Below are 15,943 nucleotides of genomic sequence, written 5' to 3'. Positions count from 1 at the left end.
AGTCGCGGCCGCAGCCGTCTCCGTGTGCGTCGTAGTCGTACTCGCCTTAGCCGTGGTCACCGCAACGCTCCCAAGCTCTAGGGGGGTCGGCCGCCCGGCCGCCCGAACGACAGCGGCAAGCTACCAGGACTCACCAGGAGGACTTGCGGACGCCGGGTAGGTATCCGCTGTGAGCCTGCCCCCGCAGATTCACGCGGGACAGACCGAACGCGCGGAAGTAGCCGCGCGGACGGCCGTCCACCTGATCGCGGTTGCGTACGCGCGTGGCGCTCGCGTCACGCGGCTGCCCGCGCAGCTCACGCTGGGCGGCGAGCCGCTCGGCCTCCGTGCCGGCCGGCCGCCGGACGATCTCCTTCAGTTCGGCCCGGCGGACCGCGTAACGGGCGACGGTCTCCTGCCGCCGCTCGTTCTTCGCGATCTTGCTCTTCTTCGCCATATCGGTGCCTCGCCCCCGTCAGACCTTCACGCCCCGCGCGCGGACGCGCTCGTGCAGTGGCATATGCAGGGCACGAGAACTTCCGTCTCGAGGTCGGTCACCGGTACCGGACGATCTCTGTCCCGCGTCCCGTCACCGGCTTCTCCGGTGTCGCCGACGTGCGGGTTCACGCCCGCGGCCCGGAACGGATGCTGTCCGTCCGGTGGTTTGATCCCGATCCGGCCGGTCTCACTCACCGGACCATCACACGGACGCTGGAACAGGAGGGCCGCGGTACGCGTCTCTTCCTAGTACATGAGGCGTTCCATCTCGACGACCCGGCGCGGATGACGGCGTGGACGATCATGGACGGGGGCCGGCGGTCGCATGTCTGGGCAGCTCCGGGGCAGACGCTGGAACGGCCCGGGTAAAGCGGTCGTCAAAGCTGTAACCGCAGGAACACCCCCCGTGCACGTGCATCTGCTCATGCACCTGCACGTGAACAGGGTTATGATCCGGGTCAGTTGGCCACTGCATCAATGGTCACATCAGCCAGCTAGTGCACCACCGGGGAGCGACCTGTGGACCTCGACGTTGACGGCGTGTACGGGGGGTTTGACGTGTACAACGGCATGGCTGCGACGCAGCTGGACGGAGTGGCCTGGCAGAAGAGCAGGCACAGCAACTCGCAGGGTTCCTGCGTCGAGTTCGCGCGGTTGCCGGGCGGCGACGTGGCGGTCCGCAACTCGCGCTTCCCGGACGGGCCGGCGCTCGTCTACACGCGCGCGGAGATCGAGGCGATGCTCCTCGGTGTCAAGGACGGCGAGTTCGATCACCTGATAGTGAGCTGAGGCCGGGCGCACCAGGAGGAACCCGGAGCATTCGCCGCAGAATGTACGGCAACGCGCGTAGAAACCCGGCGTCCGAAGACGCCGGGTTTCCTATTCGGCGGCCTGGAGCCGGAACAGCGCCCACACCACCTTGCCGCTGAGGGTGCCCGCCAGCGGGTGCCAGCCCCAGCTGTCGCTGAAGGAGTCGACCAGGAACAGCCCGCGGCCCGACTCCGCCGAGAAGTCGTCGGAGTCCCTGGGGGCGGGGGTGTCGTGGCTCGGGTCGCGCACCGCGCACACCAGCCGCTCGGTCCACCGCATCAGGTGCAGCCGGACGGCCGGGGCCTGCGGGACGGCGGAGCGATCGGACTCCCCGGGCACCGCGTGCCGCAGGGCGTTGGTGACGAGTTCCGAGACGACGAGACAGATGTCGTCGAAGCGCTCCCCGACGTCCCACTGGTCGAGCGTTCTCCGGGTGAACAGCCGGGCCTCGCGCACCGCTTCGTAGCGGGCCGGCAGGGCGCAGGAGGCGGCGTTGGACACGGCCGCGGGATCAAGCGGCGGAAGGCCCTGCCGTAATGGCTTGAGCATGGTCGATCCATTCGTCCCCATGCGAGGCACTCCCGGGAATTCGCGGTCGTTGCGATGCAGCGGTGGCGCGGGACCATGGTTTCGGATGCGCACAGCAGATGCAAGGGCAGATGCACGTGCACGCGACCGAATTGGACCCTCCCGTACCGCTTCTTGGCCATTTTTTCCGCCAACTTGCAGCCGTTGGCTCACTACCTGCTTGCAACTTCCTGCGCTTAAACTTTGGCCGCTTTCCGTTTCCGTAACCGGACGAGTACTGCTCGAAGTGTTTTAGTGGCAGACTGCGGGCCCTGAAGACGGTTGGGGAGGCTGGCGAACGTGAGCGCGGGAGAGCCCGGATCGGTGGTGCGGCGAATGCTGCTCGGCTCGCAACTCAGGCGGCTGCGTGAGGCCCGGGGCATCACCCGCGAGGCCGCGGGGTACTCGATCCGAGCCTCCGAATCCAAGATCAGCCGTATGGAGCTCGGTCGGGTGAGCTTCAAGACGAGGGACGTGGAAGACCTGCTGACGTTGTACGGCATCACCGACGAGGCCGAGCGCGAACAGCTCGTCTCCCTCGCCCGGGAGGCCAACGTGGCGGGGTGGTGGCACAGTTACTCGGACGTCCTGCCGAGCTGGTTCCCCACCTATGTCGGCCTGGAGGGCGCGGCGCATCTGATCCGCGCGTACGAGGTGCAGTTCGTGCACGGCCTCCTGCAGACCGAGGAGTACGCGCGCGCCGTGGTGCGGCGCGGCATGAAGGGGGCCAGCGAGGAGGATGTCGAGCGCCGGGTCACCCTGCGCATGGAGCGGCAGAAGTACCTGGTGGCCGAAAACGCCCCCGACTTCCACATCGTCCTCGACGAGGCGGCCCTGCGCCGGCCCTACGGCAGCCGTGAGGTGATGCGCGGTCAGCTCCAGCATCTCGTCGAGATCTCCGAGCGGTCCAACGTGCGGCTCCAGATCATGCCGTTCAGCTTCGGCGGCCACTCCGGCGAGGGCGGCTCCTTCACGGTCCTGAGCTTCCCGGAGTCCGACCTGTCCGACGTGGTCTACCTGGAGCAGCTCACCAGCGCCCTCTACCTCGACAAGCGCGAGGACGTGGCCCAGTACGAGCAGGCGCTGAAGGAGCTCCAGCAGGACAGCCCCGGACCGGACGAGAGCCGGGACCTGCTGCGCGGGCTGTTGCAGCTGTCGTAGATATATCGATGGACCTGGGGATTTCCCTAGATCATCGAACTGGTGCCCCAACTCCCTTGCCACGCAAGTACCATGACGCGTGATCAGACCGTGATGTGGATGTGGATCGGGTGTCTGCATCGACTGCCGACGCAGCAGGGGATCGAGGGATCACATGTCGTCCTATTTCACCGACCTGGCCCAGCAGTACATCGACGGTGAGTGGCGCCCGGGGACCGGTTCCTGGGACATCATCGACTTCAACCCGTACGACGGCGAGAAGCTGGCGTCGATCACCATAGCCGCGGTCGAGGAGATAGATCAGGCCTACCGGGCCGCCGAGCGCGCCCAGAAGCAGTGGGCCGCCACCAATCCCTACGCCCGCCGTGCCGTCTTCGAGAAGGCCCTGCGCCTGATCGAGGAACGCGAGGCCGAGATCACCGAGGTGATCATCGCCGAGCTCGGCGGCACACACCTGAAGGCCGGCTTCGAGCTGCACCTCGCCAAGGAGTTCCTGCGCGAGTCGATCCAGTGGTCGCTGCGCCCCGAGGGCAGGATCCTGCCCTCCCCGGTGGACGGCAAGGAGAACCGCGTCTACCGCGTGCCGGTCGGTGTCGTGGGCGTGATCAGCCCCTTCAACTTCCCCTTCCTGCTGTCGATCAAGTCGGTCGCGCCGGCGCTCGCGCTCGGCAACGCCGTGGTCCTCAAGCCGCACCAGAACACCCCGATCGTCGGCGGCACCCTGGTGGCGAAGCTCTTCGAGGACGCCGGCCTGCCGGGTGGCCTGCTCAACGTCGTCGTCACCGACATCGCGGAGATCGGCGACGCCTTCATCGAGCACCCCGTCCCGAAGGTCATCTCCTTCACCGGCTCCGACAAGGTCGGCCGGCACGTGGCCACCGTCTGCGCCTCGCTGTTCAAGCGCTCGGTGCTCGAACTGGGCGGCAACAGCGCGATCGTGGTCCTCGACGACGCCGACATCGACTACGCGGTCGACGCGGCGGTCTTCAGCCGCTACGTCCACCAGGGCCAGGTCTGCATGGCCGCCAACCGCGTGCTCGTCGACCGGTCGATCGCCGACGAGTTCACCGAGAAGTTCGTCGCCAAGGTGAAGACCCTCAAGGCCGGCGACCCGAGCGACCCGGCGACCGTCATCGGCCCGCTGATCAACTCCCAGCAGGCGGAGTCGATCTCGGCCACGGTCGAGCAGGCCATCGCCGAGGGCGCGACGGCCCTGCTGCACGGCACGACCACCGACAACCTGGTCGAACCCTCCGTCCTCACCGACGTCCCGGCCGAGTCCGAACTGCTCCGCCAGGAGGTCTTCGGCCCGGTCGCCTTCCTCATCCCCTTCGACGGCGAGGAGGAGGCCGTACGTATCGTCAACGACACCCCGTACGGCCTCAGCGGCGCCGTCCACACCGGTGACATCGAGCGGGGCGTCTCCTTCGCCAAGCAGATCGACACCGGCATGTTCCACGTCAACGACGGCACGGTCCACGACGAGCCGGTCGTCCCCTTCGGCGGCGAGAAGCACTCCGGCCTCGGCCGCCTGAACGGCGAGACCACAGTGGACTCCTTCACCACCCTGAAGTGGATCTCGGTCCAGCACGGCCGGAGCGGCTTCCCGTTCTGAGACCCGCCTGACCGCGACGGGCCCTTTAGGACGAGATCTGGCCTAAAGGGCCCGTAGCTTCGTCGGTGTCAGGGCAACACGACCCGAGGAAAGGCGACCGTCATGGTCACTCACGTTTCCGCCGAAACCCAGGGCGACGAGCGCGGAGCACTGCTCTCCTTCATCGAGGAACAGCGTGGCGGCATCCGCCGGGCACTGCTCGGTCTGACCGACGAGCAGGCGGCGAGCAGGCCGAGCGCGAGCGAGCTGACCCTGGCGGGCCTGCTCAAGCACGCCGCCGAGGTCGAGCACAGCTGGATCGCCCGCGCCCAGCAGGAGCCGCCCGCGATCCGGCGCGACCAGTCGAACTGGCACGAGACCTTCCAGCTGGTCGGCGACGAGACGGTGGCCTCGCAGCTCGCCTACTGGGAGCAGGTCGCCGCCGAGACGGAGAAGTTCGTCCGCTCCGTCCCCAGCCTCGACGACACCTTCCCGCTTCCGCCGGACCCCTGGTTCCCGCCGGAGGGCCGGGTCTCCATGCGCTGGGTCTGCCTCCACCTGATCCGCGAACTCGCCCGGCACGCGGGCCACGCCGACATCGTCCGCGAGTCCCTGGACGGGAAGACGGCCTTCGAACTCGTGGCCCTGGAGCAGGCCTCCTAGCCGCTCCTGCCGCCCCTGCCGCTCCTAGTGGTGGAAGCTGGTGGCCGCGTCCTTGTCCCTGATCAACGGATGCGGCTGCCGGCGCAGTTCGGGCAGCAGCCGGTCCAGGTCCTCCAGGAACAGCTCGGCCAGGTCCTTCGAGAAGCCGTTGCGGCACACCACCCGCAGCACGGACAGGTCCTCCCGGTTCGCCGGGAAGGTGTACGCCGGCACCAGCCAGCCGCTCTCGCGCAGCCGCCGGGAGACGTCGAAGACGTCGTACGACGTCACGTGGTCGGCGGTGGTGAAGGCGAACACGGGCAGCTCGTCGCCCCGGGTGAGGAGCCGGAAGTCGCCGAGCGCCTCGATGCGCTGGGCGAGCCCGGTGGCCACGTCCCGGGAGGCCTGCTGCACCGCGCGGTAGCCGTCCCGGCCGAGCCGCAGGAACGTGTAGTACTGCGCGACCACCTGGGCGCCGGGGCGGGAGAAGTTGAGGGCGAAGGTGGGCATGTCGCCGCCCAGGTAGTTGACCCGGAAGACCAGTTCCTCGGGCAGCGCCTGCTTGTCGCGCCACAGCGCCCAGCCGACGCCCGGGTAGACCAGGCCGTATTTGTGCCCGGAGGTGTTGATCGACGCCACCCGCGGGAGCCGGAAGTCCCACACCAGGTCCTCGTCGAGGAAGGGCGCGATCATCGCGCCGGACGCGCCGTCGACATGGACCGGGATGTCGAGGCCGGTGCGCTCCTGGAGGGCGTCCAGGGCGGCACAGAGGTCGGCGATCGGCTCGTACGACCCGTCGAAGGTGGAGCCCAGGATGCCGACCACCCCGATGGTGTTCTCGTCGCACAGCTCGGCGGCGGCCTGCGGGTCCAGGTGGTAGCGGTCGCCGTCCATGGGTACGAACCGGGGTTCCACCTCCCAGAAGTTGCAGAACTTCTCCCAGCAGACCTGGACGTTGATGCCCATGATCAGGTTCGGCCGGGCGGTGCCCGGATAACGGTCGGTGTTGCGCTGCGCCCAGCGGCGTTTCATCGCCAGCCCGGCCAGCATGCAGGCCTCGCTGGAGCCCGTCGTCGAACATCCGATGGTGCCGGCCGGATCCGGCGCGTTCCACAGCTCGGCGAGCATGGCCACACAGCGCTGCTCCAGCTCGGCGGTGCGCGGGTACTCGTCCTTGTCGATCATGTTCTTGTCGTCGCACTCCGCCATCAGGACACCGGCCTGCGGTTCCATCCAGGTGGTGACGAACGTGGCCAGATTCAGCCGGGCGTTGCCGTCCAGCATCAGTTCGTCGTGAACCAGCTGGTAGGCGGTCGAGGGCGGCAGCGGGCCGTCCGGCAGCCGGTGCGTCGGCGGGGCCTCGGTCATGCCGGCGACCGGATTCGCCTCACCGAAGAACGGGTTGACGGACATGGAGCGCTCGCGGTGCTTACCGGATCCTTTGTGGAGCGGCATGACAGGTGCCTCCTGGAGCAGTTTCACAAGGTTCAGCGCAGGGCCGTGCCGTCCGCCCGCAGTTGCATCTTCGACCGTCCGGTCACCAGCAGCCAGGCGGGCAGCGACGCGATGCACAGTAGGGCGAGGATCGTCGGCGAGGCCACCAGCACGGCGGCCGTGAACAGGCTCACCCAGCCCTGTCTGGTGATCGCCAACAGCATGCCCAGCACACCTGCAGCCACGCCCACCGAGGGCTGGACGGCGGGCACCAGGGCGTGCGCGCACAGCCCGAGGGTCGCGCCGATGAAAACCGACGGAAAGATCCGGCCACCGCGGAAACCGCAGGCGGTGGCCACCAGCAGCGCGGCCAGCTTCACGACCGTCATCACCGCGTACTGTCCCGCCGACCAGCCCGCCGGGTTCTTCGCCAGCTCCGCGACCTCGTCCAGGCCCTTGAAGAGCGTCAGATGGCCGCCCAGCGCGCCCAGCAGGCCGAGGACCACACCGCCGGCCGGCAGGGCCACCATGGGGTGCCCGAGGCGCCGGAAGGCCCCGTGGACGTACGGCAGCGCGTAGACGGCGAGCATGCCGAGCTGCGCGGCCACGGGGGCGATCACCAGAGCCGTCAGCAGATCGGCCCAGCGCAGCCTGCCGACCGCGGGCAGCCCGAGGTCCAGGGCCGGACGGGCGACCAGGGCGGTCGTCATCGCACCCGCGCCCGCCGCCATCAGGGGCCCGAAGAGGTTGTCCCACAGCGCCCCCTTCAGTGGCTTCCCGGCCAGCGCCTCGGAGATCACCAGGGCCGCCGCCACCGGCGTACCGAACAGCGCGCCGAGGGTCGCCGCGTCGGCCAGCGCGGGCCACAGCGAGCCCGGCAGCCTGGGCATCGCGAGGCGTCCCAGCCACAGCGCCAGTCCCACGTTCACGGCGATGATCGGGTTCTCGGGGCCGAGACTCGGGCCCCCGGCCAGCATCAGCACGGTCGCCAGCAGCAGCCCCGGCAGGACGACGGGCGGCAGCGCCACCGCCTCCAGGCCCAGGGTGGCCGGATCGGGCCCCGCGTGCCCGGGAACCTTCCACACCACCAGCCCGACGGCCACGCCGGTCGCGGTCAGCATCACCAGCATCCACGGCACCGAGTAGCGCCCGATGCCGAGCGCGTCCGGCAGGTTGTTCCAGAGCACGTGCTGCAACCGCTCCGCCAGTGAGCTCACCACCAGGTACAGCAGGCTGCTGCCGACCCCGACGACCAGGGCGGGCACGATCAGCGGCAGCAGGGCACGTGCGGGGGCCGAGGGCGGGGTGGGGAGCGCCTGCCGCGCGGTGTCCTGGGCCACGGCCCCACCATAAGCGGGCAAAACCGACACAACATCCCGGAGGAAACGGACCCCGAGCGGACCCGAACCCCACGGACTTGCACCTCACGTGACGTGAGGACCCAAAGTGGAGCCCGGAAAGGAGCGGAAGTGAGTCACTCCGTAGGACAGGTCGCCCGATTCGCCGGCGTCACCGTGCGCACCCTGCACCACTACGACGAGATCGGCCTGCTGGTCCCGGGCGAGCGCAGCCCCGCCGGGCACCGGCGGTACGGCGACGCCGACCTCGACCGGCTGCAGCGGATCCTGTTCTACCGGGAGCTCGGCTTCCCGCTCGACGAGGTCGCGGCGCTGCTCGACGACCCGGACGCGGACCCGCGCGCGCAGCTGCGCCGCCGGCACGAACTGCTGACCGCCCGGATCGAGAAGCTGCGGAAGATGGCCGCGGCCGTGGAGCACGCCATGGAGGCACGCAGGATGGGTATCAACCTCACACCCGAGGAACGCTTCGAGGTCTTCGGCGACAAGGACCCCGAGCAGTACGCCGAGGAGGCCGAGCAGCGCTGGGGCGGCACCGACGCCTACGCCGAGTCGCAGCGCCGGGCCGCCCGCTACACCAAGGCCGACTGGCAGCGCATGAAGGCCGAGGTCGACGACTGGGGCGAGCGTTACGCCGCCCTGGTGAACGAGGCCCAGCCGCCGACCGGCGCACGGGCCATGGACATGGCCGAGGAGCACCGGCGGCACATCTCGGCCTGGTTCTACGACTGCCCGTACGAGATGCACCGCTGCCTCGCCGGGATGTACGTGTCCGACGAGCGCTTCAAGGCGTTCTACGACTCGATGGCCCCGGGCCTGGCCGAGCACCTGAAGGCGGCGATCGAGGCGAACGCGGCGCGGCACACGACGTGACCCGGGTCGGGCTAGTCGAGTCTGTCGACGACGACGGCCGTGCCGTACGCGCACACCTCGGTGCCCGCGTCCGCCGCCTCGGTCACGTCGAACCGGAAGGCCAGCACGGCGTTGGCGCCACGCGCGCGTGCCTGTTCCACCAGCCGCTCCATGGCCTGGGTACGGGTCTGGACGAGCGTCTTCGTCAGCCCTTTCAGCTCACCGCCGATCATCGACTTCAGACCCGCACCGATCTGACTGCCCAGGTGCCGGGAGCGCACGGTCAGTCCGAAGACCTCGCCGATGACCTCCCGCACCCGGTACCCGGGAACGTCGTTCGTGGTGACCACCAGCACGTCGGGACGGGGTCCCTGACCGCCGCCGTATTCTTCGATACCCATGTCCACAGCCATTCCCCAGGGCAGGCACAGTGCATCCAGGTTCCACCGGTGGAACCTGGGGTGGACACATTGCGTTGATAGTTTTGTGCGGCCGCACAAGGAACCCGCTGTGCCTTCACCCCACAGGAGCCCGGAACCGTGATGACGCTCGCCCTCGGCCCGAGCTGGCTGGATCCGAACAACCTTCTCGACTCGTTCGGCATCTGGGGCCTGCTCCTGGTGGTCTTCGCCGAGTCCGGCCTTCTGATCGGCTTCTTCCTGCCGGGTGACTCCCTCCTGTTCACCTGCGGCCTGCTGATCACCTCGAACAAGCTGGACTTCCCCCTGTGGGGCGCCATCGCCCTGATCTGCGTCGCCGCGATCCTCGGCGACCAGGCGGGCTACATGTTCGGCAAGAAGGTCGGCCCGTCGCTCTTCAACCGCCCGAACTCCCGCCTCTTCAAGCAGGAGAACATCGCCAAGGCGCACGAGTTCTTCGAGAAGCACGGCCCGAAGTCCCTGATCCTGGCCCGCTTCGTGCCGGTGATCCGCACGTTCACGCCGATCATCGCCGGCGTCAGCGGCATGGCCTACCGGTCGTTCGTGGTGTTCAACGTCATCGGCGGTGTGCTCTGGGGCGCCGGTGTCACCCTGCTCGGCTCCTGGCTCGGCAAGATCGACGTCGTCAAGAACAACATCGAGGCGATCCTGATCCTGATCGTCCTCGTCTCGGTGGTCCCGATCGCCATCGAGTTCCTGCGGGCCCGCTCGAAGAGCAAGAAGGCGACACCGGCGGAGCAGCCGCTCCCGCAGCACCCCGCCCCGCCGACGATGGACGACGCGACGACCCAGCTCCGCAGGATCGAGCCGACGTACACCCCGCAGCAGCAGCCGCAGCAGCAGTACGGCCAGCCCCACCAGCAGTACGGCCAGCAGCAGCCGCAGTACAGCCAGCCGCAGCAGCAGTACGGCCAGCCGCAGCCTCAGCAGCAGTACGGCCAGCAGCAGCCTCAGCAGCAGTACGGCCAGCAGCAGCCGTACTACGACCAGAACGGTTACGACCAGAACGGCTACGACCAGAACGGTTACGGCCGGCAGGACAACCCGTACGGTGAGGACCACTACCGGGCGCCGTAAGCGCGACACCCTGCTTTTGGGGGCGCGGGGACCTGCGCGATCAACCCGCACGACCCGCGGTCGCGCACGGACCGATGCTCCCCCTGGGCGCCCCGCGGCCCCCTCAGGTGCTCAGAACCCCCGCGTCCGCTTCGCGGCCCTGCGCTTACCGGCCGACCCCACCCGCAGCCCCAACCGCGAGATCTCCGACCCCAGGTTGACCCCGATGGCGATGGCCATGGCGAGCGACGCCGCCTTGGCCAGTGACACCAGCCCCTTGTCGACCTCGTTCTGCGCCATCGACAGCAGCCCGAAGTAGGTTGCCGACCCCGGCAGCAGGGGGCCGATCGCCGCGGTCGTGTACGGCAGCGCGGAGGCGAACCGGTACCGCGACAGCAACTGCCCGAACAGCCCCACCAGCCCGGCCGCCGCGGCCGTGGAGGCGACCGGCGAGATCCCGCCGGCGTAGTGCATCGCGCCGTAGACGCACCACGCCACACCGCCGTTGAGGGTCACGGCCAGCACGGTGGATCGTTCCTGCTGGAGCAGTACGGCGAAGGTCAGCGACAGCACCATCGACGCGGCGATCTGCAGCAGCGGCCGCTCGGAGCCGATCAGCGTCGCGTCGGGGTTGAGCCGGCCGCCCAGCTTCACGCCGAAGTACAGGATCGTCAGCACCCCGATGACGATGCCGACGAAGAAGTACATGACCTCCAGCAGCCGCGCGGACGCGGTGATGTAGAAGCCGGTGAGCCCGTCCTGGACGCCCGCGACCAGCGCCCGCCCGGGCAGCAGCGCGAACAGCCCACCGGTGACGACGGCGGACGCCGCGACATCGACGTGGGCGAGGGCGAACGCCACCCCGATCGCTGCCGGCGGCATCGCGGCGATCATGAACTGGTAGAACTCCGGCAGCCCCCGCCCCGCGCACAGCCACGCCAGCCGGTCGCCGAGCATCGCGCCGATCGCGGCCGCCACGAACACCAGGAAGTCACCGCCGACCAGCACCGAGGCGGCCCCGGCGAGCAGCCCGCTCGCGCCGGTCAGCGCCCAGCCGGGGTACGGGTGCCGGTTGCGGCGGATCTCCGCGAGCCGCCGGTAGGCCTCCTCCAGGGAGACATGGGTCTCGGGGTCGGTGAGGTCGTCCACGAGCCGGAAGACGGCGGCCAGCCGCGTGTAGTCGGTCCCGCGCCGCCGCACCGTCCGGGACGCCGTCACCGGGTCGTCGACCAGCGAGGGCTGGTAGGAGATCGCCAGCAGCGTGAAGGTGACGCCGGGCTCGCAGCGGTCGAGTCCGTACGACCGGCAGACCGCGAACATCGCGGCCTCCACGTCCTCCGCGCCCTCGCCGCCCGCCAGCAGCAACTCCCCGATACGCAGCGTCAGGTCGAGGACGCGCGGAACGGCGGGCCCGCCCTCCTCGGCCTTCTGCACCGGCTCCGGCGCCGGCCGCTCGGCCACCGGCATGCGCAGCATCGTGCGCATCCGGTCCTGCCAGGGCGCGTCCTTGACGAGACTGACCGTGGGGAATCCGGAGGCGGGCGTGAAGGCGGCCGGGGCGTCGTGGGCGCTGTAGGTGCGCGGCATGGTGAACGCCGAGCCCTCCGGCTCGCCGGGCACCGGCTGCGGCGTCGCCAGCCCCTTCGGGACCACGAACTCGGACGTGGTCTCGGGCTCGACGCCGGCCTCGGGGACCGCGATGCCCGCCGGAAGGGCGAACTCGGACGTGATCTCCGGGTCGTACCGCGCCTCGTCCGACCGGGGCTTGCGGTCCTCCTCCTCCGTCACCGTCGTAACGCTCCCTGAACGACAATTTCAGTACGCCTCAGTATGCGCATGACCACACAGCGGCCACCAAAAACCTGCCCGCGCGGACCGGTGGACACCCGGTGGACACCCGGAGGGCACGAAAAACGGGCCGCACGCGTGCGTGCGGCCCGTCTCCCGTGCGCGGACTGGCTCAGTGGCCGCCCGTCTCCTTGAAGCGCTTGTACGACCGCTCGATCTCCAACTCGGCGTCGGTGCGGCCCACCCAGTTGGCGCCCTCGACGGACTTGCCGGGCTCCAGGTCCTTGTAGACCTCGAAGAAGTGCTGGATCTCCAGACGGTCGAACTCCGACACGTGGTGGATGTCGCGCAGGTGCTCCACGCGCGGGTCGGTGGCCGGGACGCACAGCAGCTTGTCGTCGCCGCCCGCCTCGTCGGTCATCCGGAACATGCCGATCGCGCGGCACTTGATGAGGCAGCCCGGGAACGTCGGCTCGTCAAGAATGACCAGCGCGTCCAGCGGGTCGCCGTCCTCGCCGAGAGTGTTCTCGACGAAGCCGTAGTCGGTCGGGTAGGCGGTCGAGGTGAAGAGACGACGGTCCAGGCGGATCCGACCGGTCTCGTGGTCCACCTCGTACTTGTTCCGCGAACCCTTCGGGATCTCGATCGTGACGTCGAACTCCACCGGTGGCTCCTCCATGATCAACACATAGTTCTGGTGGTTAAGTGTCCCTCACGCTGGTGTGTGATCGCGAAAGGGGCTGGTGGTCGTGCCAGAGCTGAGGCCTTGGCAGTCCGCGAAACCGCGTGTGCGGAAGATCGCGGGTGCCGTGCGACCGGGTCTGGCACGCGCGGTGACCGCCACGAAACCGCAGGTCAAGCGGTTGGTGCGGGTAGTCGGACCGCAGCTGGCACGCATCACGCGTGCAGGGGGACCCTGGTCGGCCACCCTGGTCCGCCCCCCTCGTCCCCGGACCCTCAAGACCTGGCAGTACACGGCGGGCGCCGCCACGGCGGGGCTCGCGCTGGCCGCCGGTGTGGTGACCGCGGCGGGCCCCTGGGACGCCGACGGTCAGCGTACGGCCGAGCGGGACCGGGCCGCCGCCCCGGAACGGACGGGTGGCGCAGATCACGGTTCCGGCACCGCCGTGGGAGAGCCGAGTCCCGCGCCCAGCGCCGGATCCGTCCTGACGGGCCTGGGCGCCGCCGTGAACACCGTGAAGTCGGCACCGAGCGGAGAACCCGCCGGAATCTCCGGAACGGCCGTCACGGACCTCCTGGGGCCCCTTCTGGACTCCTCGGCGCTCGGCGCCACCCGCACCGCCGTGGTCGTCGACGTGGCCACCGGCAGGCGCCTCTACGGCGCCGGCGCCGACACGGCTCTCACCCCCGCCTCCACCACCAAGATCGCCACCGCCGTCGCCGCGCTCTCCGCCCTCGGTCCCGACCACCGCATCACCACGCGCGTGGCCCTCGAACCCGGCACCAGGGAGGTCGTCCTGGTCGGTGGCGGCGACCCCACCCTGACCGCCCGCAAGGACACGGGCGGCTGGGCCGGCCTGCGCACCCTCGCGACCGAGACGGCGAGATCGCTGACCGCGCGGGGCATCAAACAGATCACGCTCTCGTACGACACCACGCTCTACAGCGGTCCCGACCTGCACCCCATCGGGGTCAACGACAACCTCGCGCGCGTGAGCCCCCTCATGGCCGACGAGGCCCGCACCGACGACTCCGCCAACGGCCCGGCGGTCCGGGTGAGCGACCCGGCGGCCGACGCGGCACGAAAGTTCGCCGGCTTCCTGACCGCCGCCGGCATCAAGACCTCGTCGCCCGGCACCTCCAAGGCGAGCAGCCGGGCCGACACCCTGGCCACCGTCTCCTCGCCCCCGCTGTCCGCGATCGTCGAGCGCATGCTGACCAACAGCGACAACGACATCGCCGAGGCCCTGGCCCGCCAGACGGCACTGGCGAGTGGCCGGCCGGTCACCTTCGCCGGGGGAGCGGCCGCCATCCAAGCCCAACTGGCCCGGCTGGGCCTGCCGATGACCGGCGCCTCCTTCCACGACGGCAGCGGCCTGAACCGTGACGACCGGCTGACGGCGAACCTGCTCACCGCCCTGCTCGTCAAGGCCGCCGACGCGGACCGTCCGGGCCTGCGCCCGGTCCTCACCGGCCTGCCCGTGGCCGGCTTCACGGGCACCCTGAGCACGCGTTACACGGACGGCGCGGCAGGCGTCGTACGCGCGAAGACCGGCACCCTGACCGGGGTCAACACCCTGGCGGGCACGGTCGTCGACAAGGACGGCCGCCTGCTGGCGTTCGCCTTTCTCGCGGCGGACACCACGAGTCCGCTGGAGGCCCAGGAGGCACTGGACCGGACGGCGACGGCGCTGGCAGGCCTGTGAACCGCGGCGCCCGGCCGGTGCGGGCGCCCGCCCGCATCGGCCGGCGCAAGCACCACCCACCCCGCCCACCGCACAAATCAGCCGCACCCTCACCAACCTCCACGGCCTGCCCCAAGTGGGAGCACTAACGTACGGTTGACGCATGACGAGCATCGGTGGCGCTGCTTCTTCTGGGATGGTCGACTGGAATCTCGCGGTGGCGACCGCGACCCGGCTCGTGCGGCCGGGCCCCGAGGTGAGCCGCGACGAGGCCCGGGTCATCGTCGCGGAGCTGCGGCGGCACGCGAAGGCCTCGGAGGAACACGTCCGGGGCTTCACTCGTATGGGGAACGACGACATCCACGACACCCCCGTCCTGGTGGTGGACCGCCCGGGCTGGGTGAAGGCCAACGTCGCCGGGTTCCGTGAACTCCTCAAGCCGCTGCTGGACAAGATGCAGGAGCGGCGGGCCGGCAGTCCGGGCGGCGCGGTCCTCGGCGCGGTCGGCGGCAAGGTCACCGGCGTGGAACTCGGCATGCTGCTGTCGTTCCTGTCGTCCCGGGTGCTCGGCCAGTACGAGACCTTCGCCCCCGCCTCCCGCGACCTCCCCGCGGACGAGCACGGCGGCGGACGGCTGCTGCTGGTCGCCCCGAACATCGTCCACGTGGAGCGCGAACTCGACGTACAACCCCACGACTTCCGCCTGTGGGTGTGCCTGCACGAGGAGACGCACCGCACCCAGTTCTCGGCGGTGCCCTGGCTGCGCGCCCATCTGGAGGGCGAGATCCAGGGGTTCCTGTCGGAGACCGACGTCGACCCCATGACCGTCCTCGAACGGGTCCGGGACGCCGCCCAGTCGCTCGCCGGGAGCCGCCCGGAAGCCGAGGAGGACGACGGCGGACGGTCGTTCGTCGAGCTGGTGCAGACCCCGGCCCAGCGTGAGATCCTCGGCCGGCTCACCGCCGTCATGTCCCTCCTGGAGGGACACGCCGACTTCGTCATGGACGGGGTCGGACCGTCGGTCGTACCGACCGTCGCCGAGATCCGCGAGAAGTTCCAGCAGCGGCGGGCCAAGGGCGCCTCCCGGCTGGACATGACCCTGCGCAAGCTGCTCGGCCTGGACGCCAAGCTCCGGCAGTACCGGGACGGCGAGCGGTTCGTGCGGGCCGTCGTCGAACAGGTCGGCATGGACGGCTTCAACCGGGTGTGGACCTCCCCCAACACCCTGCCGACGAAGGCCGAGATCGCCAAACCGGCGGACTGGGTCGCGCGGGTGCATCGCAAGGCCGAGTCGTGAACCGACGCGGGCGTGGTGAATCGGATCCCGCCCGCGGCAGGCGAACGCCCCTCCAATCACCCGTCCGAGGGACCGTGAGCGATGGGTAGGCGTGCGATGCT

General features: G+C 69.8%; 16 protein-coding genes. 9 read left to right on the top strand and 7 right to left on the bottom strand.

What is annotated here, in order from left to right; genetic code table 11:
• Window positions 1-130 precede the first annotated feature (130 nt).
• The gene (gene rpsN, locus ABZ642_RS36120; protein ID WP_360492291.1) at window positions 131-436 is read right to left on the bottom strand and encodes a 30S ribosomal protein S14; all 306 of its coding nucleotides are present in this window, start codon (window positions 434-436) and stop codon (window positions 131-133) included.
• A gap of 56 nt (window positions 437-492) precedes the next feature.
• Here rpsN and ABZ642_RS36115 point away from each other — a divergent pair, with 56 nt between their 5' ends.
• Window positions 493-846: an SRPBCC domain-containing protein gene (locus tag ABZ642_RS36115; RefSeq protein WP_360492288.1), complete on the top strand. Its 354-nt coding sequence runs from the start codon at window positions 493-495 to the stop codon at window positions 844-846.
• A gap of 201 nt (window positions 847-1,047) precedes the next feature.
• Window positions 1,048-1,266, top strand: a complete 219-nt coding sequence (locus ABZ642_RS36110; protein WP_052270045.1) for a DUF397 domain-containing protein — start codon at window positions 1,048-1,050, stop codon at window positions 1,264-1,266.
• Between the two features lie 90 nt (window positions 1,267-1,356).
• On the opposite strand, the gene ABZ642_RS36105 is transcribed toward ABZ642_RS36110, so the two are convergent.
• Window positions 1,357-1,836, bottom strand: a complete 480-nt coding sequence (locus tag ABZ642_RS36105; RefSeq protein ID WP_360492284.1) for an ATP-binding protein — start codon at window positions 1,834-1,836, stop codon at window positions 1,357-1,359.
• A gap of 354 nt (window positions 1,837-2,190) precedes the next feature.
• Between ABZ642_RS36105 and ABZ642_RS36100 the strand changes: the two genes are divergently transcribed.
• The 3 genes from ABZ642_RS36100 to ABZ642_RS36090 all read left to right on the top strand — a co-directional run bounded on the left by ABZ642_RS36100 (window position 2,191) and on the right by ABZ642_RS36090 (window position 5,272).
• Window positions 2,191-3,015, top strand: coding sequence for a helix-turn-helix transcriptional regulator (locus tag ABZ642_RS36100; protein ID WP_360492424.1), 825 nt, complete (start codon window positions 2,191-2,193; stop codon window positions 3,013-3,015).
• Window positions 3,016-3,169: 154 nt separating this feature from the next.
• Window positions 3,170-4,630 (top strand): aldehyde dehydrogenase family protein, encoded by a 1,461-nt coding sequence (locus ABZ642_RS36095; RefSeq protein WP_360492281.1) that lies wholly within the window; start codon window positions 3,170-3,172, stop codon window positions 4,628-4,630.
• A 102-nt stretch (window positions 4,631-4,732) separates the two neighbouring features.
• Window positions 4,733-5,272 (top strand): DinB family protein, encoded by a 540-nt coding sequence (locus tag ABZ642_RS36090; protein ID WP_360492278.1) that lies wholly within the window; start codon window positions 4,733-4,735, stop codon window positions 5,270-5,272.
• Window positions 5,273-5,296: 24 nt separating this feature from the next.
• Here ABZ642_RS36090 and ABZ642_RS36085 read toward each other — a convergent pair whose 3' ends face one another.
• The gene (locus ABZ642_RS36085; RefSeq protein WP_360492272.1) at window positions 5,297-6,706 is read right to left on the bottom strand and encodes a glutamate decarboxylase; all 1,410 of its coding nucleotides are present in this window, start codon (window positions 6,704-6,706) and stop codon (window positions 5,297-5,299) included.
• 32 nt (window positions 6,707-6,738) lie between these two features.
• Window positions 6,739-8,025: an ion channel protein gene (locus ABZ642_RS36080; protein ID WP_360492269.1), complete on the bottom strand. Its 1,287-nt coding sequence runs from the start codon at window positions 8,023-8,025 to the stop codon at window positions 6,739-6,741.
• 129 nt (window positions 8,026-8,154) lie between these two features.
• Between ABZ642_RS36080 and ABZ642_RS36075 the strand changes: the two genes are divergently transcribed.
• On the top strand, window positions 8,155-8,916 hold the full coding sequence (locus tag ABZ642_RS36075) for a MerR family transcriptional regulator (RefSeq protein ID WP_360492266.1): 762 nt from the start codon (window positions 8,155-8,157) through the stop codon (window positions 8,914-8,916).
• An 11-nt stretch (window positions 8,917-8,927) separates the two neighbouring features.
• Here the strand turns inward: ABZ642_RS36075 and ABZ642_RS36070 are convergent, their stop codons facing one another.
• On the bottom strand, window positions 8,928-9,296 hold the full coding sequence (locus ABZ642_RS36070) for a YbjQ family protein (RefSeq protein ID WP_360492263.1): 369 nt from the start codon (window positions 9,294-9,296) through the stop codon (window positions 8,928-8,930).
• A gap of 138 nt (window positions 9,297-9,434) precedes the next feature.
• On the opposite strand from ABZ642_RS36070, the gene ABZ642_RS36065 reads away from it, so the two are divergent.
• Complete coding sequence (locus ABZ642_RS36065) at window positions 9,435-10,412, top strand: VTT domain-containing protein (RefSeq protein WP_360492260.1); 978 nt, start codon at window positions 9,435-9,437, stop codon at window positions 10,410-10,412.
• A 111-nt stretch (window positions 10,413-10,523) separates the two neighbouring features.
• Here ABZ642_RS36065 and ABZ642_RS36060 read toward each other — a convergent pair whose 3' ends face one another.
• Entirely contained in the window at window positions 10,524-12,179 is a 1,656-nt protein-coding gene (locus ABZ642_RS36060) for a threonine/serine exporter family protein (RefSeq protein ID WP_360492257.1), read from the bottom strand.
• 172 nt (window positions 12,180-12,351) lie between these two features.
• Window positions 12,352-12,843, bottom strand: a complete 492-nt coding sequence (locus ABZ642_RS36055; RefSeq protein WP_020941402.1) for an inorganic diphosphatase — start codon at window positions 12,841-12,843, stop codon at window positions 12,352-12,354.
• Window positions 12,844-12,967: 124 nt separating this feature from the next.
• Between ABZ642_RS36055 and dacB the strand changes: the two genes are divergently transcribed.
• The gene (gene dacB, locus ABZ642_RS36050; RefSeq protein ID WP_360492254.1) at window positions 12,968-14,566 is read left to right on the top strand and encodes a D-alanyl-D-alanine carboxypeptidase/D-alanyl-D-alanine-endopeptidase; all 1,599 of its coding nucleotides are present in this window, start codon (window positions 12,968-12,970) and stop codon (window positions 14,564-14,566) included.
• A gap of 142 nt (window positions 14,567-14,708) precedes the next feature.
• Entirely contained in the window at window positions 14,709-15,842 is a 1,134-nt protein-coding gene (locus tag ABZ642_RS36045) for a zinc-dependent metalloprotease (protein WP_360492251.1), read from the top strand.
• Window positions 15,843-15,943 lie beyond the last annotated feature (101 nt).

The organism is Streptomyces sp. NPDC007157 (genome assembly GCF_040634235.1).
Classification (GTDB): domain Bacteria; phylum Actinomycetota; class Actinomycetes; order Streptomycetales; family Streptomycetaceae; genus Streptomyces.
Note: the sequence above shows the minus strand (reverse complement) of the source record. Positions and strands in the feature narration are given on the sequence as shown.

Coding starts and splice junctions, on each gene's coding strand:
- ABZ642_RS36100 (WP_360492424.1), top strand. CDS start 2,191: ATGCTGCTCGGCTCGCAACTCAGGCGGCTGCGTGAGGCCCGGGGCATC.
- ABZ642_RS36090 (WP_360492278.1), top strand. CDS start 4,733: ATGGTCACTCACGTTTCCGCCGAAACCCAGGGCGACGAGCGCGGAGCA.
- ABZ642_RS36045 (WP_360492251.1), top strand. CDS start 14,709: ATGACGAGCATCGGTGGCGCTGCTTCTTCTGGGATGGTCGACTGGAAT.
- ABZ642_RS36095 (WP_360492281.1), top strand. CDS start 3,170: ATGTCGTCCTATTTCACCGACCTGGCCCAGCAGTACATCGACGGTGAG.
- ABZ642_RS36085 (WP_360492272.1), bottom strand. CDS start 6,706: ATGCCGCTCCACAAAGGATCCGGTAAGCACCGCGAGCGCTCCATGTCC.
- ABZ642_RS36110 (WP_052270045.1), top strand. CDS start 1,048: ATGGCTGCGACGCAGCTGGACGGAGTGGCCTGGCAGAAGAGCAGGCAC.
- ABZ642_RS36105 (WP_360492284.1), bottom strand. CDS start 1,836: ATGCTCAAGCCATTACGGCAGGGCCTTCCGCCGCTTGATCCCGCGGCC.
- ABZ642_RS36070 (WP_360492263.1), bottom strand. CDS start 9,296: ATGGGTATCGAAGAATACGGCGGCGGTCAGGGACCCCGTCCCGACGTG.
- rpsN (WP_360492291.1), bottom strand. CDS start 436: ATGGCGAAGAAGAGCAAGATCGCGAAGAACGAGCGGCGGCAGGAGACC.